The following is an 18,696-nucleotide window of genomic DNA, read 5'->3' as shown; positions in this document are numbered from 1 at the left end:
CAGCGGCGGCCGCCATCACCACCGTGGGCAGGAGCCACACGAGAACAGGAGCGGAGCGCCGGCCTCCGGGTGACGATCCAGCACGAAGCATCAGCGTCCTCAAACGGTCGAAAGGTCATGGAACGACGAGCGGGATTCGGCACCAGCGGTGAGGCGGGCAGATGGTGTCACGCCGCCCGCGGCCCGAGTGCGACAAGGCCGGCCTGGCTTGTTCGACACGGAACGCTGAGCCGGAAGTAGCATAGCCGGTTTTCCCGATCATCCTGACGCATCCTCAACAAGCTTGTGAGGTGCACGTTTTACCTGGTCGTAAGGGAAATTCACACCCTGCGCACATTCTTCGCAGGCTGCCTTTCCGGTCCCGCCGAGCGGAAGAGGGCCTTGGCGAGGATCCGCGGAGCGGCCATCGCGGTGGGCGGGGTGAGCATGTGGTAGACCCGCAGGAAGGTGCGGAAGACGTGCGGGTCGTGCACCACCAGACTGACCAGGCGCTGCTTGTACCAGTTGCTCATCCGGAGCGGCAGCGGCAGGCGGGTCCTGCCCTGCCGATAGTGGTGCCAGACCAGGTCCTCGCTGGTGGACATCAGCCAGGGCAGGCGCACGATGCCCGCCACCCGGCGCTGGAACAGGCGGGCCACCCCGGCCAGTTCACCATGATGCTTCGTCAGCACCCGCCCCAGGGCTGCCGCCTCCAGCACCGCGACCGTCATGCCCTGGCCGAAGACGGGGTTGAAGGCACATGCGGAGTCGCCGAGCGCGATCAGCCGGTCCGGCCAGCGGGACATCCTGGCGTACTCGATCCGGCGGTTCTCCGTACGGTTGAAGTGGTGCACGCCGGAGGCCGAGGTGGCCGAGGAGAGGAGCGCGTCGAGGTCGCTGTTGCCCAGGCTCCCGGCGAACTCCCGCCAGCCGTCCGCGTCCTTGGGCGGGTGGTCTCCGCCGGCGCCGAAGAGCGTGACGACCCAGCGCTCCCCCTCGACGCGCGCCACGAAGGTGCCCCGGGGGTTGTCCGGCGCGCTGTTCATCTGCTGCAGGCCCAGGTAGGACTGCGGCGGCGCCTCCAGAACCTGGGTGGAGTAGGCGAGTCCGGCATCCACGACGGTGGTGCGGGGCCGCGGGTAGCCTGCCTCCTCCAGCCAGTCGGGCAGGGGCGAGAACCGGCCGGAGGCGTCGATCACGAGGTCCGCCGGCAGCACCTCCGTGGCCTCCGCCCCGGTGGTTTCCGAGTGGACCACGACCCCTTCGACGCGGGTGGCGGCGGCGTTCCAGTGCAGGCCCTCGACCGGGGTGGCGTCCCGGATCACCACCTGCGGCAGCGCGGCCACCCGGCGGCGCAGCGAAGACTCCAGGAGGTCACGGCTGAAGGCGTGCGCCAGGACGCCGACCTTCACGCGCGGGACCCTTCCGGCCCACACCGTGGTCGAGGCCATCTCCCCGTGGTCGAAGAGCGGAGCCCCCGCGGCGAGCAGCTCGTCCCGCAGTCCGGGGAAGAGCTCCTCCAAGTGGCCGCCACCACGGGCCAGCAGGCCGTGCACGTGCCGTGCCTGCGGCACGCCCTTGCGCGGCCCCGCCCCGTCCGGGAGCGCGTCCCGCTCGACGAGGACGACCTCCTCGAAATGGTCGGCCAGGACGCGGGCCGCCACCAGTCCGCAGATCCCGCCCCCGATGACGACCGCGCGCTGCCACCGTCTGCCTGTCATGTACCCCTCCATCGACTCCCGCCATTATGGCCCGTGGAAGATCCCCACGTCCCCTGACCTCCGTAACGGGCCGTCAAACCTGTGACAAAACCGCGGAGCCGGCGAACTTGCCGTGTGTGGAGAGTCATCGCTGCCGACGGGGAGGGCAGTTCGGGGCGTCGGTCTTGCCGCGGAGGCAGAGGCCCTCGTAGCTCCGGCTCGCCTGCTCGGCTCCGGTTCTGCCGCGGCCGGGTGCGGAAGAGATCCCATTCGACGTATACCTGATCGCCGGACCGGCTGGTCCAGACGCAGAAGTTCGACGGATGCGTCCCGTCCGAGCCCTGCTTGCCGTAGACCTCGCCTCTCCCCGTCGAGGGAGGGTCGAAGTCGGCCGGCACCGCCACCTTGCCGACACTGTGAGCGCGGGATGACAATCCGCAAAGAGCGCGTGCGCGAGCTGCGGTCGGCCTACCTGCCGGCCGACCCGGTCTCCAAGGCTGTCTACCAGCCCAGCGAGCTCACCCAGTGCGAGCTTTAGTTCCCGCCGGTGGACATCCCGCTCGGCTACGGTCAGTCGGGCCGTCCCCCGGTGCTGATCATCGTGTCGGGCCACTCGCGGGTGATCGCCGCCCGGATGCTGCCCTCTCGGCAGACCGGCGACCTGATCGACGGCCACTGGCGACTCCTCACTGGCCGGGGCGGCCACCGCCCAAGACGCTCGCCTGGGACAACGAAGACGACGTCGGCAAGAGCAGGCTGGCCAGCGAGTTCGCCGCGCTCGCGGGCCTGCTCGCGGTCAAGGTCCGACCCGGCCGTCATCCCCTTTCCGACAGCCAGGGTTGCTCATCCCTGCCACTCCGCGCTGGCGGCAGCAGGAGGTCGCGCTCCGGGTGCTTCTCGCCGGTGACGTTGCCCTGCACGCCGAGGTCTTGGCGGGCGGCGTCGTGGAACTCATTGATCGCGCGAAACACGGCTCGGTTCCGGGCGCGCCATTCGTCCAGGGTTCCCGGCACCTTACCGTCGGCCTGCCAGTCGACTTCGAGCGCTGCCGCGTTGAGTTGATGCGCCGCTTCCACGACTTCGTCGCCGCCGAGCAGCATGATCCGTTCGAAGGCCCGGCCTCGTTGCCAGCCGGCGTCGGATAGCTCCAAGGTGAGCTCTTGCTCGCTCTTGTTGCTGGCGTGGATGCCTTCCCTGTGTTCGTAGAGCTGCACGGCGAGGAAGATGCTCGACCTGATCTTGTCTATATAGCCCTCGTAGGCGTGGAGCTTCTTGTCGTCCCACCGTGTCAGCAGCTCGTGCTGCTTGCGCATCCTCTCCGTCGAGCGGGTGGTGACGTGCGACGTTAGTGCACCCAGCAGGACGGCAGCGATCGTCACCAGCTGTTCGGTAGCCCCCAACTCATCCCCCGAGACAGGAAGTTGTCTTGATGTCTTGAGGATTCTAGGAGCGCGGTGCACCCGGTGTCCCTACCAATGGCCAGACTGCAGGCCGGGATTCTGTTGTCAAGGCCGTGCTGCTCGGTCGCGCTTCCGGAGAGCTGCAACAGGGCTGCAGGGCTGGGCTCGGTCGACCAGTGCAGCGGAAGCGGGGAGAGGTGACACTGTGACAGCCGTGATACCACTGCCCGTGTTTCAGCCCTCGTCGCATGCCTGACTTGGCGTGGGTTGACCTGCGAATTGCGCCAAGGGCTACACAGGCCGTTCAGGGGTTGATCGGCACCTCGTAGACGAGCTCGCAGAGCGAGGCAGGGATGATGATGTCCGCGGTCTCCACCGGACGGCCGTCGTCGCTGAAGTAGGTACGCCGAATGTGGGTGACGAGCGCGCCTCGCTGCACACCCAGGAGCGACGCCTCTTCGTCGGTCGCGTGCCGTGGCTCCGGCTCCTCCACGGCGTGGCTGACCGTGATGCCGATCTCGGCCATGCGCTTGACCACTCCGATGCCGGCGTACGGTCCGCCTTCAGGTAGCACGATGATCGTGCCGGCCGTGATGCTGCGCGGTTCCCAACTGGTCGACATCTGAACGGGCTTGTTGTCGGCCAAGAACTCGTACGTCGTGCGGACGCAGGGCCCGCCTTCCGCGATGCCGAGGCGTGCCGCGATTTCCGCAGAGGCAGGGGCCTTGGCTTCGGTCCAGCTCTCCCATGTTCCCCGCTTGCCGAGGCCGGCCATGTCCGACTGGAACGGCGAGCCTCCGCGTTCCTCGCGCGCCCTGGAGCGGACCAGCCGCACCCGCTTGCGGGGGCTGGCCACGTAGGTCCCCGACCCGGCACGGCCCTCCAGGACGCCCTGAGCGATCAACAGCTCCTGCGCGCGCCGGACGACGTTGTCGCCAACGCCAAACTCCTGTGCGAGTTGAGCCCGAGACGGCAACCGGTCTCCGGGTGACCATTCCTGGCTCGCGATGCGCTGCTGCAAGGCATCGGCAAGGCGGAGGTAGGGAGGTTGCTCGCGCATGTGGAAAATCTAGTCCACTAGGTCTAATCTAGTGAACTAGCTTCGCTCAGAGTAGCCGAAGGCGACCGAGGGGTGACGTGTGTCTTCGCCTGAAGCGGTTGCTGGCCGCATCGTTGCCGGCCTCTCGGCCCTTGGGCTCAATCCACAAGTGAAGGACCACCGCGATCATGCATGCATTGAAGTGGAGGTGTCGGGCTCGACCACGGTCGAGTCGTGGGCGGCCCTCCTGGTGCTACTGGAAGCAGCCGACAGGTTCGGGCTCGTCACGAGTGCCAAGTGCGGTCAGATCGCATGGGCCGCAGTCCGCAGAGATACCCCCGCGACCCCCGCAACGGCCGGAGTGCTCGCCGACGGAGGGTTCTGCCATCAGCCGTAGGGAGCTGACCAGCGTGCTGGATCTTTTCTGCCGTATTACCGCCTCGGCCAGACAGCAGCTTGCCGGACCGTTGAGTCGGTGCCGCCGAACTGCCGGGCGCGCGCTCCCCGTTGTGATCGACAGGAAGTGGTGAGCGCATCCATGGCTGTTCGCTATCTCCACGTAGTTGACGACCTGCGGCGTCGTATCACGACGGGGCTACTCCCTGTCGGCAGTCGACTGCCCTCGGAGCAATTCCTCGCCGGTGCCTACAGCGTGGGTAGGCCGACCCTGCGGCGGGCCCTGGACGTACTGCAGGACGAAGGGCTGGTGGAGAAGGTCCACGGGAGCGGCAACTTCGTCCGCCGTCCGATCCAGCCGATTACGTACGTCAGCGGTCGGACGGCAGCAGCGGCGGAGCAAGCCGCCGCCCCTGGCTTGAACATTGGCTTCCGCGTCAGCGAGGTCGAGGCGTACGGCGTGCTGCCGTCGCTTCTGCAGGTGCTGCCGGGCACCTTGCTGATCGAGTGCGTCTACCTCAGCGAGCAGGACGGTCTCCCACGCAGCTTGACGCGCGTCTATGTGCCGAGCGGCCTGCAGGTGGACCCGCCTCGGACCGGACGGTCGCCCTGGGGTGAAGACGTCCGCGAAGAGCTGGTGGCGTCGGGCGTACAGATCGCCTCCTGCAGTGAGCGGATCGCCGTCCGTATCCCGACCAGGGAGGAGGCGGAGGCGCTGCGCCTCACCACCAGGACGTGCGTTCTGGCGATCGAGCGCACCTCTACCGACGTCAGCGGTCGCGTGGTGGAAGGTGCCCTGCTCGTACTCCCGAGTGACCGCGCGAACGCTCGCTTCACCACGTGCGAACCGATCTGGACGGAGGCCGGGCGATGACGGAGGTCATGTTCGGAAGTGCTGAGGTCACTGCGGTGCGGCAGGTCTGGTTGTCGCGCCATCGAAAGTCGGCGGGTTCCGCCCGGAGGCTGCTGCGCGACTTCCTCGCCGGCCTGGGAGGTGGCGAACCGTACGGTTTTGTCGGCGAGTTGGTGGTGTGCGAGCTCGTGACCAACGCCGTCCAGCACGCGCGTACGTCACCTGGCCGGTTGATCCTGGTCCGGTTCGAGCTGCTGTGCGATGTGCTGCGGATCGAGGTACACGACGCCAGCAGCAAACTGCCGACCGTGTGTCCGCCCTCGGGCGCGGACCAGGAGGCGGGTCGCGGCCTGTGGCTGGTCGAGCAGCTTTCTGCCAGGTGGGGCTGCGGCCCGCGCGAGGGCGGCATCGGGAAGTTGGTCTGGGCCGAGGTTGCGGCGGCACCTGGAGCTCGGGGTGAGTGAGCGGGCCGCGTCGGGTGACGCAGACGGCGGTACGGCGGCGCGGATGTTCGCGCTCGCGCTGCGCCTGATCGAGGTCACGGGAACCGGGATGTGGGTCGCGCAGCTGGACGGCGGCGGCTACCGGGTGAACGCGGTGGTTCCCCACGGCATCGGCGAGGAGGCGGAGTTGGTGATCCTTGATCTGCTCGCCAAGGCGGACCGGTACGGCCACTGGTACCGCTCGGACGCTCAGGCGGTCTGGGCCGAACTCGACTGTGCGAGAGGGGTTGCGCAAGTGGAAAGGGCAGGTATTGGCACAAGGCGAGTGACGGTCGAGATCGAGGGCATTGCGCCTCCTGCGACGTTCGACCGCATGCCTGACGCACTCACCGCAGTGTGGGGCGCGCTGGCAGCCCTGCCACTCGACCCGGTCCAGGCAGACGCCTTCCGGTACTTTTTCACCCGGCCTGACGCGGTCGAGCACGTAACGGAGTTCATCCAGCGCGATGGCGCGCTGTGCCTTGCGTTCAGCATGGCCGGACGGTCCCACGCGGTGCGTGTCCGTCCCGCTGGTGAAGAGTCGGCCAGGAGATGAAACAGCTCGGGCAGTGAGTTCCGGGCTGCGCGGAGAAACTCGCCCGACGGTTCGTAGCGAAGATTGATCAGCGTGCGGAAGAGCAGCTGTCCCGGCCAGTCTCCGGCCGGGAGATCAGCCAGGCCACCCACACTGCGACGACTGACAGCATCCGAACGGGCAGTGCCCTGACGTCCTTTCACAGGAAGCCCGGGCACTGCGCGTTCGCGTTGTCTGCGCCTCGTGCTGCGAAGACCGTTGATCAAGGCAGCGGAGTCCGCTCAGCTTCCTGCCGGATAGCTCCAGCCGAGCTGGGCCAGTGTGCGGGCCCTGGCCTCCACAACGGCCATGCGTGCATCGCGCTCGACGGCGTCGGCGTGGGCAGCCTGGCTGGTCGCCTGGCCGGGCCACTTACGGTAGAGGAGCCCGACCTCGGGGGTGAACCAGCCGCGGCTGACGCTGCTCAACGCCAGCAGGAGGCCCGTGTCCTCCGAGGCGGGAAGGGCCATCCAGCCGCCGAGTGCGAGGAGCAACTCACTCCGGACAAAGAGCGTTGCCGGGTGCACCTGAGCTCGGAAGCTGTGCGCCTTCCAGTGGTCCAGTACGGCCCCGCGCTCGATCGGACCCTCCGGCGGGTCCTGGTCGAAGCCGACGGTCGAGCCGTCGGGCAGCAGGTCGAGAACCCGCGATGTCGCCCAGCCAAGGGTGGGGTCGGCGGAGAGAGCGGCGAGATCCCGCGTCAGAGTGCCGGGCGGCAGCATGTCGTCGGCGTCCAAGATCTTGACGTACTCGCCGTCCGCGTGCGCCAGGGCCATCGTCCGGGCGACTCCGGCGCGCCCCGGTCGGCCCTGGTGGAAGCTGACCCGGGCGTCGTCGGGCACGTAAGGGGCGACCTCGTCGCTCGTGCCGTCCTCCTGGATGATCCAGTGCCAGTCCCAGCCCTCCGGGAGTTTCTGCTCGCAGAGGGACTTGTAGGCATCCGGCAAGTAAGGGGCGGCCGGCGGGTGAACGGCGGTGATAACGACGATGCGTCGCTGCACGGCACTCACCACCTTTCCAGTTGAGTGGTGAAGAGCATTTCCGTGCGGTCGCCGGGCAGAGTGACGTCGGAGATGTCCACAACGCGGTCGTTGATGTCGTACGAGGTCTTCCGGAGCATCAGGACGGCGGTCCCGGGTGGCAGTTCCAGCTCCTCTGCCTCCTCTGCCGTCGGCGGACGCGCGGTGACGCGTTCGACCACTCGGTCCAGCTCGATTCCGACGGTGTAGAGCTGGTTCTGAGTGCCCCCTGGCCACGGCTCCTTCGTGCCGTCCAACAGGTCCGGATTGCCGGCGACCAAGTCGTGGACCAGGTAGGAGCGGGTCAGGTTGAACGGGGCGGCCTCCGCGCGGTACCGCGTCCGGTAGGTGCGCTGCAGGAGAGGCGTCCCCTCGGGGACACCGAAGGCCGCTGCCAGCTCCTCGTCCGCCTTGATCTCCTGGTAGTCGGCAGAGAAGACGAGGTCGTCCAGCTGCAGGCCGGTGTCGCGCTCGGTGGCGCCGGTCTGCGCCCGCTGCGCCAGCGGCTCACGTGCACGGTCCTTCTCCCACTGGTGCCGGTCATTCGTGCGGCGGACCAGCTTGCGGGGGAGGCGCACGAAGTTGCCGCGGCCGTGCTTCTTCTCGATCAGCCCTTCGGCCTGCAGTAGCGAGAGCGCCTGGCGGACAGTCGGCACGCTCTTGCCGTACTGCTCGGCGAGGCTCGTCTCGGCGGGTAGCCGGTCGCCAGGCTTCAGCTCACCTGCGCGGATCAGTCGACGGAGGTTGTCCGCGATCCGCTCGTACACCTTCGCCATTGGTGATCACCGTCCTTAACGCAACGCTTGACACACAGCATACGAGTCCTCAAGAGGACTTGACGAGTGAAGGAGATGCGGGTCATAGTTCTGAGCAACTCATAAAGAGGACTTGAGGAGAAGATCTCTTGATGAGTTGCTAGGCCTGGAGGGCCATGCCTGCTCGTCATCTGACGAACGGTGGCCTGGAAAGCGCCGAGGGCGGACCCTGCACCCGCGCTTGGCTTCCTGCCGCAACTTCCCAAGGGGGGACCCGATGCAGCTTGCTATCGGTGACGTGGTCCGAGACCGCACGGACATGGAGCTGGCCACCGTGGCTGGCGTCGCCGGCCAGGTGGGCGACGACAACCTTGTGGTTCTGCAGCTCTCCGGAGGGGAACTGCGTCGCGTCAAGCCGTACGACCTTGAGGTCGTCGGTCGTCGCCCCAAGATGACGACAACCGGCCGGAGCCTGGTGGCCTTGGCGTGCATGGGCATTGCCGTCATCGCCGGCCTCCTTGGTTGCCAAGCGGCGTCACGCGGCGGCTGGTTGCTGTCGGTCCTGACCGGCTTCGGCTCCTACTCGGCTGTCATGGCTCTGCTCCAGCTGTACCTGCGGATCACCGGCCCGCGGCGGATCCGCATCTGAATGCTTCTTGGCCAGCGGCGGCGGTCGACGGGTCAAAGAAGCCCGCTGCCCTGGCTCTCCCATCCCGTTCAGGAGACAGGAGATCCATGCGCACAGTTGTTGGCCGTCAGGAAGAAGCTATCGCCGCTGAGTTCGAGGGGTTGTCCCTTGGGGTCGACTCCGACGAACTGCTTCCCGAGTTCCTCGGCGAGCTGTTGCTCGGTCGACCCGACGAGTCCGACGCGACGCGCGCGGCTCGGCTGGACGCCGCTCGCGGCATTCTGGCGGATCTGGACGCCGAACCGCCTGAACTCGCAGCGTACGCGGCGGCGTTGCTGGAGGCTGTCCCTCTTGCCCGTCGCGCTCTGCTCCGCCATCCGGTTCGGACGGAGGCGACTGCATGAGTCGGCAGACCTTCTACAGCCTGCCGCGTCGCGCGGCAGCTGGATGCGGCCGCGGTGGACATCCCCCAAGGCGCAGGCCCCGAGACCCCGGCCGCGGTCGCGGCTGGCGTGGTCGAGGCACTGCCGGAGCTGACGTTCCAGCTGCTCTTGCCGCCTCCACCGCAACCCGGCAAATAGCTCAGGCCCGCTCTTCCCATCCGCCCTACCAGTGAGGCCGATATGTCGCTCGACCTTGTGTTCTTCGCCCTCTTCGCGTCCTGCGCCGTCACCTCCGGCTGGTCGCTGGTCGCGATAGCCGCCAACCGGTGGCTGTTCCTGCCCTACCTGGCTCGATCGGAGGCCGCCGATGTCTAAGCGTGGGTGGGGGGTGCCGTCATGACGATCCCCCCGGGGGTGCCGCCACACGCCCAGCCCGACCGTGAGCCCGAGCCGATGGAGGACTTCTGGGCCAATGCCCGCGCCGTCCAGGCGGACGGCTTGGTGGAGGGGTTCGCGGAGCTGGCGCAGGAGATGCGCCAGGCCCGCCTGGACGCGGCGATCCCGCTGAAGGCGGACGACGCGGACCATCTGATCGACTGGCCGCGCGTCAAGCGCGCTGCAGCCCGCCTCAAGCGGGCGGCGCAGGCTGTGCCGAACGTGGCGGCCATCGGCGTCGCGCTGGCGGGCCCTGCCTGGTTATGGCGGGTCGTGGTCTCGGACTGCTCACACGCGTTCACCCCCGCCGCGGACATCGCCGACCCAGGCCTTGGCCTCGGCCTGATGGCCCTCACGGGGGTGCTGGCCGTGCGCCGCTGGGTGCGGGGTGTGCCGTTCCTGGGTCCCGTGACACGGGTGGCGGCATGGTCGGTCGTGCTCGGAACCCTCACCTACCCACCCGCCGCCACGTGGGCCGTCGCTCTGCTGATCGGAGTCTTCCGGTGACGTTCATCGAGATCTCCCACACCGTGACCCTGGCCGGGTCCGGGTTCGGCTTCCTGCTGTTCGTCGGAACCTTCGGGTTCCTGTTCTTCCAGAACGGACGGACGTTCAAGTTCCTCAAGAAGAAGCGGATCTGGCTGCCCTACACACTCGGCCTGGCCGTGATGGTCCTGGCGTCCTCGTGTGCGGGCGGTCTGCTCGCCCTGGTGGCCGGCTACACCACCGCCACCGGCAACCAGGCCGGAACGCTGGTGGGCCGGGGCCTGGTCGGCGGTGACGGCGCAGCCCCCGTTGCCCAGCGCACCCAGCTGAGCTACTCCGGGTCCTGGATCGCCCTGGCGGTCCTGCTCCTGACCGGGTTCTTCTTCTGGTTCGCCAAGAAGATGGGCGAGCGGATCCTGCTGCTCTCCGGCGCGATCACCGGCGCCACCTGGGGCCTGTCCATCTCACTCGGCGGCCTGGCCGCCTACTCGGGCGTCCCGCTCGCCAACTGGCTCGGCCACCTGCTTATCGGCTGACACGCTCGCGGACAGTCGCCCCGGCACCACCCCACCCTCATCGGGGTGCGGTGGTACCGGAACGGCCGCCTTCGACCGGACCACACCACCTAAGGAGGTGGCAACGTTGAGTACCGACATCGAGAAACCCGGCCCGCAGGACGACACCGACCGGCCCGGCAAGACCGCCGCCCCCACCGGCCACAGCCACCACATCGACACCAGCACCGGCGCGGACTGCGAGAGGAAGCCGAATCCTACGGCCAACTGGGCCGCCTCCCAGGCCCACCGCACCAGCGAGGGGGCGCGGGCGCTCGGCGCGTGGCTCGCGCACTGGGCCTCCACTGCTGACCAGTCGAGCGACGAGATCCGCCGGCGCCTGGTCGCAGCCCAGCTGGAGGCGTTCACCGAGCGCCGCACCGAACTGAGTCAGGCCTTGGAGAAGGAGACCAAAGCCGTGGTCAGGCTGGAGGAGGAAGCCGCCGACGCCGGCCTCACCCAGGCCCAGCGCGGCCAGCTGACCCTCAGACGGGAGACCGCCCGCCGTCTGGAGAAGACACTGCGCTCCATGCAGAAGGTCCCCTTCCGTGGCGTGCAGCCCACCGAGAAGCAGATCGCCAGAGCCCGCAGCCTGGGACGGCTGCGCCGGGGTGGGGCACTGATCGGCGCCACCATCGCAACGGTGACGCTCGCCCTCCACCAGCCGCAGATCGGCCTGCTCACCCTGGCCGCCTGCGCCGGAGTCGCCTGGTGGACCGGCGCACACCCCCCGCGCCTGACGCACCGTCCCATCCCCGCCGAGCTGCTCCTCCCGGAACTCGATCCACCCGCGAAGCTCAATGTGGAGGCGGCGGGCCCTAGCGAGGGCGTGGTGGAGAGCGCTGTGGACGATCCCGCACTGGTGTGTGCGGAGACCGAGCTCCTGACACAAGCAATGCTCACCGTCGGGGCGATCAGCGAGGGTGTGGTGCGCCTGGCGAGTCCGGACGCGATCACCAGGATGCCCGACAGTTGGATCGCGCGCGTCAACCTACCGCGCAACGACGCTGCCGACGTGGAGACGGTCCTCCCCAAGCTGGGGAAGATCGCCGGAGTGCTGGGCCTGGACCGCTCCCGCTTCTTCATGGAGCAGGTCCACGCCAGCCAGGGCGGCAGCGCCAAACAGATCGCGGTCGCGGCATTCGACCGGGACCCGCTCACCGAGAACCGCACCTCCCCGCTCATCGGCGCGACCGGCATCGACGTATGGAACCACGGCATCCCGGTCGCCTACGACGCCTTCGGACAGATCGTCCACCTGATCCTCAAGGACACCAGCCTGGCCCTCGCCGGAGCCTCCCGCACCGGCAAAGGCGCCGCCCTGCGGTGCATCATCGCTGGAGCCCTGCTCGACCTGCGGGTCAACGTCCGCCTGATCGACGGCAAGACGCCCGGCCAGGACCGGTGGCGCAACCTAGCCGCGACGTTCATCGACGAGACGGGCGAGAAAGGCGCCCAACGGGCCCGCCATCTACTGGAAATCCTGGTCACCGAGATGGGCCGGCGCTCCGACGTCCTCAAGAAGTACGGCATGGAGCAGATCGACGACCCTGCACTCATCGAAGAGCTGGGCGGCCTGGAGCTGGTCGTCATCGACGAGGTCCAGGCCCTCACCAGTGACAAGAAGCACGGCAAGGCGATCGCCAAAGCTCTGGAGGCACTTGCCGCGCGCGGCCTGGCCTTCGGCATCATCCTGATCCTCGCGACTCAGGTTGTCACCAAGGGCGACGGCGGTGTGCTGCCCCGTCTGGTCACCGGCAACATCACTTGGAAGTGGTGCATGCGGGTCACCGAGACCACGGAGTCCAACATGGCACTCGGCCAGGGCGCGTCCAGGGCTGGATGGGACGCCTCCACGCTCGACCCCGGCGTGCGCGGCATGGGCATCCTGCTCGCCAACGGCTACCGGCGGATCCGCTCCTTGTGGATCGACGGCCCGGACATGCTCCAGGTCATCGACACCATCACCACCGTCCGCCAAGTCGCCGGGCGCCTGCGCGGCCGGTGGAACGACCCGATCGAGGCCGCACTCAAGGCCAAGGGCAGCGCCACCCCGCCGTCCTCACTCGACCAGCCCACCACCCAACAGGCCACTGCAGAAGCCGAGTCAAGGAATGCAGGGGACAAGCGCGGGGCCACGGCTGCGGACTGGGAGATCCTCTCCCTCGCCCTCCAGTGGTTCGGCGAACAGTCCAACGTGCTGTGCCGACAGGTCGCCCAGATGCTCCCGCTCATCGACGAACAGGCATGGGCCGACATCACCACCGCAGCCGTCGGCGACGCCTTCCGACGCACCGGCGTGTTCCGCAAAAGCGTCCGCGTCGGAACAGAGACACCCTCCACCGGCGCCCACCTCAACGACATCCGCACCACCCTCGAACGCCGCACCCCCTGACCGCCCTGGCGTCTACAGGCCTAGCTACAGGCCGACTACACGCCCTTGTAGCCGGCCTCAGCCGACCTGTAGTTGGGGTGTAGTCGCGCCTGTAGTCGACCTCTGACCTGCAATGTAGTCGCGTAGCCGCCAAAATCCGTCCAGCTGGCCTCAGGCCCCTCCAGGCGTCTTCACTGCCACCACCGGGGACCCCACCACCTGGTACCGGCTCGGCTGCGAACTGCCGAACGCCTCGGTCGCCGACCTGACCGTCTCCCCCGACGGCAGCTACCTGATGGCCGCCACCCACGGCCGCGGCCTGTGGAGGATCAACGCCTGACGAATCGTTCAGCGGCCCCCCGGCATCAGGATCGTCCTGTCGCCGGGGGCCGCTGAGCGCCGCCGGGGAACCGGCGAGCGGCGCATACCGTCCAAGGCGCACCCGCACCCGCACCCGCACCCGCACCCGCACCCGCACCCGCACCCGACCAGAGCTCGGAGACCGACAGATGAACAGGCGCACGGCGGCCCTCGCCGCAGGCACGGCGATCATCGCCTCGCTCGCGGGCTGCGCGTCGACGGGCGGGACACCGAAGAGCCCAGCGACGCACTCTGCGACGGCCTCGTCCGGCACAGTGCCCACCGCTGCCACCGGGCGCCACCACACCTGCCGCATCGACGTCCCCGACCACAGCGGCGCCGTCCCCCGCCACCCCCACGGCATCACCCTCCACCCGCCCGGCATCACCCACCGACGCCGCTCAGCCCCCGACCGCCGCGCCCACTGCGCCCGGTCCGGGGGACGTCGAGAACCCGACCGACCCGGAGCACGGGAGCATCGGTGCGCCGACCCGGCCGGCCCGCTGAGGCAGCGAGGCCGTAGACAGCGCGGCCGGTCCACTGGGGAGTCCGCCCGCGGCGCTGTACATGGCCTCGTCCGGGAAACGCCCCGTCGTCCTCACCACCGCCCGGGCAGCGGTCAGTGGTCGCCGGAGAAGATCTCGCGGACCTCGCGCACGGCGTAGTAGACCAGAACGTAGCCTGCTGCGGGGTCGGCCCACCACCAGCCCAGCGTGCTGTTGAGGACCAAGCCCACGAGGACAGCGGCGGCGAGCAGGCCGTCGATCAAGGTGACCCGGCCCTCGGTCCTGAGCACGGGGTTGTCCAGCGCGGCGCCGGTGCGGGCCTTGCCCGCCGCCAGGGCGAACATCACGGCTGCGGTCACAGCGGTCCAGCCGATGCCCAGCGGGGAGTGGTGCGGGTGGAAGCCGGTGACCAGCACCAGGGTGGACTGCACCAGCAGGTACAGGGCGAGCAGGGCGAAGCCGACACCGATCAGCCGAAGCGCGCGGCGCTGGCGGGCCTCGCCGGTGCCGGACAGCTCCCAGATCACCACGGTGGACGCGCCGATCTCGATCAGCGAGTCCAGACCGAAGCCCGCCAGGGCCACCGACCGGGCGGAGATGGCGGCCACGGCCAGTACCACGATGCCGATCACGTTCCAGCCGAGCGTGGTGTACTCCAGGGCGAAGCCACGGCGGAGCAGGGCCTGGCGGGCGATCTCGTTCGTATTGGTCACCGCACGATTCTCCCAAAGCCGTCGGCAGCCACTCGTCCGGCACCGCCGACGGCATCGGGCTGCCCAGGCGGCGTCCATGGTGATGAGGTCGCTGCCCGCGAGCGCGGCCAGGCGGGCGGCGCCGAGGTGGAGGAGAGCGGTGTCGACGGTGAAGCGGCGGCCGGTCTCGTCCAGTTCGGCGAAGTGGACGGTGCCTCCGGAGATGTAGAGGGGCACCGTCCTCACCCGGCACCTCAAGGACGAACGGCCGCGCGGGTCCTGGTCGTGTCCGACGTCGTTTTCCCGGGACGGTTCACCGCTCTCGGCGGATCGCGAGCAGCGCCGCGTCGTCCGTCAGCCCCGATCCGACGTAGGCCCGCACGTCCACGAGGAGCTCGTCCAGCAAGGAGTCCGGCTCCTCGTGCGGCATCGCTGCCAGCCGCTGGACAAGTGGGTAGAACCGGTCGGTCTCGTCCCGGGCCTCGGCCACGCCGTCCGTGTAGAGCAGCAGAAGGTCACCGCGGTCGAAGACGAGCGACCGGGCGTGATAGTCCCCGCCGACCAGGCCCAGCAGCGCCAACGGCGGTGCGTCGACGGGCGGTTCCACCTCGCTGACCTCACCGGCGTGGCACAGCAGCGGCGGCGGGTGCCCGCAGTTGACCACGACCGCCGGTCCCGGCGCATCGGGCACACCGACCAGCACCGCCGTGACGAACTCCTCGCTCACCGGACGACGAGCGAGCGCCGAGTCCAGCCGCTTGGCGACCTCCGCCAGATCCGGCTCGGCCCGCGCGGCCTCCCGGAACACCCCCAGAACGTCGGCCGCCGTCTCCACCGCGCCCAGGCCCTTGCCGCACACATCACCCAGCAACAGCCGCACCCCGTAGGGAGTACGCATCACCTCGTACAGATCCCCGCCGATCCGCGCCTCGGCCTCCGCCGCCACATAGCGCACCGCGACCACCAGCGGCCCCATCCGCCGGGGTACCAGGCGCAGCAGCGCCCGTTGGGCCACCTCGGCGACCGTGCGCACCCTGACCAGCTCACGCTCCTGGGCCGCCACCACCGCGACATTGGCGCAGCTGAAGAAGGTGACCATGATCACCGTGGCCGCCGCGGTCACGTGGACAACCAGGGGAACTTCTCTGTCGTAGAGCGTCAGGCCGACGACGATGACACCGGCGACCGCCCCGGCCACCAGCGGGACCGTGGCCCGGCGGGTGCCCGCGCCCGCCAGCACGGGGACGGCGGCGAGAACCGGGGAGAACGTGACGTCGGGCCCCGTCGCGACGTCGGCCAGTACGGCCATCGCGATCAATACGTAACCGCCGAGCGTGAGCCTGCGCGACCATCTGGGCAGGAGCGGTGGCGGGCGCCACACTCCCCTGTCGACCACTTCAGACACCGGACTGCCCTTCCGTCCCGCTCGTCCCCACCAGCCGAGCGTTCCTTCTCTCTCCACAGTTAATCGCCTGCGACTCCCCGGCGACAGCGCTCCCGAGGGGGAACCGGACGTCTTTGCGGGCCTGGGCGAGGGCGTCCCCGACACGGCGGAGCAGCGCGGCCCTCCGCGCTCCTGGGCACGCGGCCGCGGGTGAGCTCCCTATGCCGGGGGCGGCTCCGTCCAGCGCGTCACCGTCGAATGTCTGTGCGAAGATGCCCGCAAGCCGGCGGCCTCGTCGAGCAGCCGCGCGAAGACCGCCGGGCTGTCGAAGCGCGGTAGGCACAGCCAGTCCACCGAGCCGTCGGAGGTGACCAGGGCGGCCGAGCGGCAGTCGGACAGCAGGGCGTGGTCACCGATCGGCCGCGCGCTCACCGGGAACGGCTCCGGGCAGGCGAGAGCCGGGCGCGGCGCAGATTGAGTGCGAAGGCGACGGCCGCCGCGCCGAACAGTGCTCCGGTGATCGCCAGCCATCGGCCGAGGTAGACGTCTTCCGGCAGCCGTGTGTCGCCCTGGTAGGGGACCGACAGGTTGAGGATCAGGGGGAACCACACGAGCAGCAGGACACCGGACAGGAAGGCGGGCACGCGCAGGTAGTTGATCCACCGCACTGCCGGCATGCGTTCGGGGCGGTGCCGCAGCACGGACTGGGCGGAGAGGTCGGCGAGCGAGTACAGCGGGAGCAGGATCAGGTCGTGGCCGACGGCCGCGCCGACGAACCAGATCGCCACCCCGAGGGGTTGGGCGGCGGTGAGGCGTTCGACGGCGTAGGCGGTGAGGGCCAGCGAGCAGATCAGGACGAGGAGGTGCAGGGGCTGTGCCCCGTACCAGCGGACGAAGCGTGCCATGGTCACGTCCTGAAGGTGAGCCGGTGCACCCATTTGGTGTTGTTCACACCGGGGTTGGCGGGGACGATGATGCGGGCCGGGTAGCCGTGGTCGAGGGAGAGGTCAGCCCCGTTGACGCGCAGGGCGAGCAGCGACCGGGGGTCGCGGATCTGGTTGCCCCGCAGCACCACCGAGCTGTAGGGACCGGGTGGTTGGACCGATTCCACCAGGACGCTTGCGGCGTCGGGCAGGCCGGCCATGGCGGCGAGGTCGGCGAGCCGCAGGCCGCTCCAGTGCTGGTCCGGGGTGGACCAGCCCTCGACGCAGGCGATCGGCAGCAGGGCCGTCCGCTGCCGCATCGCGAGCAGTTGCTCACGGGTGAAGACCAGTGCGGGCACTGCGCCGTGCACCTCCAGCCGCCAGTCGGGGCCGACGTGTTCCGGCGAGACGCCCACGGCGGCGGCCGTTTTGTTGATCTGGAAGCCGTTCGGGCCGCCGCCCGGATCGCGGTTGTGCGGGGCGAGCAGGGCCGTGCCCCGCAGCCGGCCGCCGATGCTCTGCCCCGCGGTGACCACCAGCAGGACCAGGGATCCCGCACCCGCCAGCGCGACCGCGCCGCGCCGTGTCATCGTGGGCGCCGCCGGTGCGGTCGGCACCAGACCGTCGGGGTCGGGCGGCTCGGGCCGGGTGTGGGCGAGGTCGGTGCGCAGTTCCGCGAGGAGACCGCGTGAGCGCAGGGCACGGGTCATCCGGCCGAACTTGAGCCCCACGTGCACGACGAACGCGGCGATGAACACCCAGGCACCGTAGAAGTGCAGGGTGTAGAACGAGCCGGGGAAGACGTAGTAGAGCTGAATGTTGAGGATCCCGGTCACGAACTCGAAGATGACCCCGCCCACCAGCAGCAGCAGGGAGAGCCGCTCCAGCGCGTGGGCGGCGCTACGGACCGGCAGCCACTCGAACAGCTTCGGGATCACCGACCACAGCTTGGCCAGCAGCACTGGCACCAGCACCACGCCGAGCGTCACGTGCACACCCTGGGTGAGCCGGTACAGCCAGTACGGACGCGTGGGCCAGTCGAACAGATAGAAGCCCAACAGGCCCTTGTCCGGGGTCTGGTCGTTGAGCAGGCCGAGACCGGGGTTGTACGCGGCGTAGGACAGCGCACCGGTCACGAAGAGCACCGGGATACCGGCCAAAAGCGCCAGGCCGAACACCGAGGTCAGCCACGGTCCGCGGATCGGACTGCGCCAGAACCCGGGCCGGAAGGGCCCCGGAGGCGCGGGCACCTGCGCGATCCGTCGTGCCATGGCTCCGGCACGGGCACTCGCGTCGACGCCGACCTGCCGGAGCCGCCGCGCACTCTCGCGGGCACGGCGTCGGGCAGCAGCACCGAAGCGCCGCTTCGCGGGCGCGGATCCTCGCTGCGGGCCCTCCGGCTCCCCAGGCGTACCGGAGTCACCCCGTCCTTCGGTCACCGACCACCACCCGCCTCCTCGCCCGATGCGCGAAAGTCCGACTCATGGGCCTTGATTGACTTCGCACCGGGATGACGAACAATCAGGATCCTTGGCACGTCGACCTGCTGGGATGCCTGCCACCGGCCGATGCCGCGTGGAAATCCCACCACCACTGATCGGTGAAGCACGCCGCATACGTGACCATCCGCATGCAGCTGCACCCGTGCGAGTGCATCCCGTTCGACCCAATAGGCCAACGGACCTGTCCGGGGCACTGGAAAGCGCGGCGGATCACGAGTAGGCCGGCTTTTTGCGCCGTGGCCGTCAGCCGGTGCTCCGGTTGCGGGCTACCG

Annotated in this window: 18 protein-coding genes and 1 pseudogene; 9 read left to right on the top strand and 10 right to left on the bottom strand. The window is 69.2% G+C overall.

The annotated features are described in order from the left end of the window. Window positions 1–320 precede the first annotated feature (320 nt). The 3 genes from P3T39_RS21810 to P3T39_RS21800 form a co-directional block, all read right to left on the bottom strand. Entirely contained in the window at window positions 321–1,700 is a 1,380-nt protein-coding gene (locus P3T39_RS21810; protein ID WP_280700149.1) for an FAD-dependent monooxygenase, read from the bottom strand. Window positions 1,701–2,494: 794 nt separating this feature from the next. Continuing rightward, the gene (locus P3T39_RS21805) at window positions 2,495–3,058 is read right to left on the bottom strand and encodes a hypothetical protein (RefSeq protein WP_280700148.1); all 564 of its coding nucleotides are present in this window, start codon (window positions 3,056–3,058) and stop codon (window positions 2,495–2,497) included. Window positions 3,059–3,383: 325 nt separating this feature from the next. Next, a complete protein-coding gene (locus tag P3T39_RS21800) occupies window positions 3,384–4,139 on the bottom strand; it encodes a GntR family transcriptional regulator (RefSeq protein ID WP_280700147.1) in 756 nt (251 codons plus the stop codon). 517 nt (window positions 4,140–4,656) lie between these two features. Here P3T39_RS21800 and P3T39_RS21795 point away from each other — a divergent pair. From P3T39_RS21795 to P3T39_RS21785, 3 genes are read left to right on the top strand one after another with little or no spacing between them, the layout of a single operon-like run. Further along, complete coding sequence (locus tag P3T39_RS21795; RefSeq protein WP_280700146.1) at window positions 4,657–5,388, top strand: GntR family transcriptional regulator; 732 nt, start codon at window positions 4,657–4,659, stop codon at window positions 5,386–5,388. After that, window positions 5,385–5,831, top strand: coding sequence for an ATP-binding protein (locus tag P3T39_RS21790; RefSeq protein WP_280700145.1), 447 nt, complete (start codon window positions 5,385–5,387; stop codon window positions 5,829–5,831). The genes P3T39_RS21795 and P3T39_RS21790 overlap by 4 nt, the downstream gene beginning before the upstream one ends. Continuing rightward, on the top strand, window positions 5,824–6,405 hold the full coding sequence (locus P3T39_RS21785; RefSeq protein ID WP_280700144.1) for a hypothetical protein: 582 nt from the start codon (window positions 5,824–5,826) through the stop codon (window positions 6,403–6,405). The genes P3T39_RS21790 and P3T39_RS21785 overlap by 8 nt, the downstream gene beginning before the upstream one ends. 260 nt (window positions 6,406–6,665) lie before the next feature. On the opposite strand, the gene P3T39_RS21780 is transcribed toward P3T39_RS21785, so the two are convergent. Together P3T39_RS21780 and P3T39_RS21775 are read right to left on the bottom strand one after the other, a co-directional pair. After that, a complete protein-coding gene (locus P3T39_RS21780; protein WP_280700143.1) occupies window positions 6,666–7,424 on the bottom strand; it encodes a glycosyltransferase family 2 protein in 759 nt (252 codons plus the stop codon). Between the two features lie 5 nt (window positions 7,425–7,429). Beyond that, window positions 7,430–8,218: a GntR family transcriptional regulator gene (locus P3T39_RS21775; protein WP_280700142.1), complete on the bottom strand. Its 789-nt coding sequence runs from the start codon at window positions 8,216–8,218 to the stop codon at window positions 7,430–7,432. A gap of 256 nt (window positions 8,219–8,474) precedes the next feature. Here P3T39_RS21775 and P3T39_RS21770 point away from each other — a divergent pair, with 256 nt between their 5' ends. The 6 genes from P3T39_RS21770 to P3T39_RS21745 all read left to right on the top strand — a co-directional run bounded on the left by P3T39_RS21770 (window position 8,475) and on the right by P3T39_RS21745 (window position 13,078). Continuing rightward, window positions 8,475–8,846: a hypothetical protein gene (locus P3T39_RS21770; RefSeq protein WP_280700141.1), complete on the top strand. Its 372-nt coding sequence runs from the start codon at window positions 8,475–8,477 to the stop codon at window positions 8,844–8,846. Between the two features lie 86 nt (window positions 8,847–8,932). Beyond that, complete coding sequence (locus P3T39_RS21765; RefSeq protein WP_280700140.1) at window positions 8,933–9,229, top strand: hypothetical protein; 297 nt, start codon at window positions 8,933–8,935, stop codon at window positions 9,227–9,229. 219 nt (window positions 9,230–9,448) lie between these two features. Beyond that, entirely contained in the window at window positions 9,449–9,583 is a 135-nt protein-coding gene (locus tag P3T39_RS21760) for a hypothetical protein (protein ID WP_280700139.1), read from the top strand. Window positions 9,584–9,604: 21 nt separating this feature from the next. Beyond that, on the top strand, window positions 9,605–10,150 hold the full coding sequence (locus P3T39_RS21755) for a hypothetical protein (RefSeq protein WP_280700138.1): 546 nt from the start codon (window positions 9,605–9,607) through the stop codon (window positions 10,148–10,150). Next, window positions 10,147–10,665, top strand: a complete 519-nt coding sequence (locus P3T39_RS21750) for a hypothetical protein (protein WP_280700137.1) — start codon at window positions 10,147–10,149, stop codon at window positions 10,663–10,665. The genes P3T39_RS21755 and P3T39_RS21750 overlap by 4 nt, the downstream gene beginning before the upstream one ends. Before the next feature lie 106 nt (window positions 10,666–10,771). Next, window positions 10,772–13,078, top strand: coding sequence for an FtsK/SpoIIIE domain-containing protein (locus tag P3T39_RS21745; protein WP_280700136.1), 2,307 nt, complete (start codon window positions 10,772–10,774; stop codon window positions 13,076–13,078). A gap of 958 nt (window positions 13,079–14,036) precedes the next feature. On the opposite strand, the gene P3T39_RS21740 is transcribed toward P3T39_RS21745, so the two are convergent. From P3T39_RS21740 to P3T39_RS21720, 5 genes and pseudogenes are all read right to left on the bottom strand, one after another. Continuing rightward, window positions 14,037–14,861 carry a cation transporter gene (locus P3T39_RS21740; RefSeq protein ID WP_280700135.1) on the bottom strand — a complete coding sequence of 275 codons (825 nt, stop codon included), beginning with the start codon at window positions 14,859–14,861 and terminating at the stop codon, window positions 14,037–14,039. Window positions 14,862–14,928: 67 nt separating this feature from the next. Further along, a complete protein-coding gene (locus P3T39_RS21735; RefSeq protein WP_280700134.1) occupies window positions 14,929–16,011 on the bottom strand; it encodes a PP2C family protein-serine/threonine phosphatase in 1,083 nt (360 codons plus the stop codon). 282 nt (window positions 16,012–16,293) lie between these two features. Then, window positions 16,294–16,431: pseudogene (locus P3T39_RS21730) on the bottom strand (trehalase-like domain-containing protein); the annotation flags it as partial. Then, entirely contained in the window at window positions 16,428–16,904 is a 477-nt protein-coding gene (locus tag P3T39_RS21725) for a hypothetical protein (protein WP_280700133.1), read from the bottom strand. The gene P3T39_RS21725 and the pseudogene P3T39_RS21730, both read right to left, overlap by 4 nt. 2 nt (window positions 16,905–16,906) lie before the next feature. After that, window positions 16,907–18,193: a molybdopterin-dependent oxidoreductase gene (locus tag P3T39_RS21720; protein WP_280700132.1), complete on the bottom strand. Its 1,287-nt coding sequence runs from the start codon at window positions 18,191–18,193 to the stop codon at window positions 16,907–16,909. Between the last annotated feature and the right edge of the window lie 503 nt (window positions 18,194–18,696).

Origin of the sequence: Kitasatospora sp. GP82, from assembly GCF_029892105.1 — a bacterium.
In the GTDB taxonomy this organism is placed as follows: Bacteria; Actinomycetota; Actinomycetes; order Streptomycetales; family Streptomycetaceae; genus Kitasatospora.
Note: the sequence above shows the minus strand (reverse complement) of the source record. Positions and strands in the feature narration are given on the sequence as shown.

What these genes read in the sequence shown, in the direction of transcription:
- P3T39_RS21810 (WP_280700149.1), bottom strand. Translation starts at nt 1,700, where the DNA reads ATGACAGGCAGACGGTGGCAGCGCGCGGTCGTCATCGGGGGCGGGATC.
- P3T39_RS21800 (WP_280700147.1), bottom strand. Translation starts at nt 4,139, where the DNA reads ATGCGCGAGCAACCTCCCTACCTCCGCCTTGCCGATGCCTTGCAGCAG.
- P3T39_RS21795 (WP_280700146.1), top strand. Translation starts at nt 4,657, where the DNA reads ATGGCTGTTCGCTATCTCCACGTAGTTGACGACCTGCGGCGTCGTATC.
- P3T39_RS21790 (WP_280700145.1), top strand. Translation starts at nt 5,385, where the DNA reads ATGACGGAGGTCATGTTCGGAAGTGCTGAGGTCACTGCGGTGCGGCAG.
- P3T39_RS21775 (WP_280700142.1), bottom strand. Translation starts at nt 8,218, where the DNA reads ATGGCGAAGGTGTACGAGCGGATCGCGGACAACCTCCGTCGACTGATC.
- P3T39_RS21770 (WP_280700141.1), top strand. Translation starts at nt 8,475, where the DNA reads ATGCAGCTTGCTATCGGTGACGTGGTCCGAGACCGCACGGACATGGAG.
- P3T39_RS21765 (WP_280700140.1), top strand. Translation starts at nt 8,933, where the DNA reads ATGCGCACAGTTGTTGGCCGTCAGGAAGAAGCTATCGCCGCTGAGTTC.
- P3T39_RS21760 (WP_280700139.1), top strand. Translation starts at nt 9,449, where the DNA reads ATGTCGCTCGACCTTGTGTTCTTCGCCCTCTTCGCGTCCTGCGCCGTC.
- P3T39_RS21755 (WP_280700138.1), top strand. Translation starts at nt 9,605, where the DNA reads ATGACGATCCCCCCGGGGGTGCCGCCACACGCCCAGCCCGACCGTGAG.
- P3T39_RS21725 (WP_280700133.1), bottom strand. Translation starts at nt 16,904, where the DNA reads ATGGCACGCTTCGTCCGCTGGTACGGGGCACAGCCCCTGCACCTCCTC.
- P3T39_RS21720 (WP_280700132.1), bottom strand. Translation starts at nt 18,193, where the DNA reads ATGGCACGACGGATCGCGCAGGTGCCCGCGCCTCCGGGGCCCTTCCGG.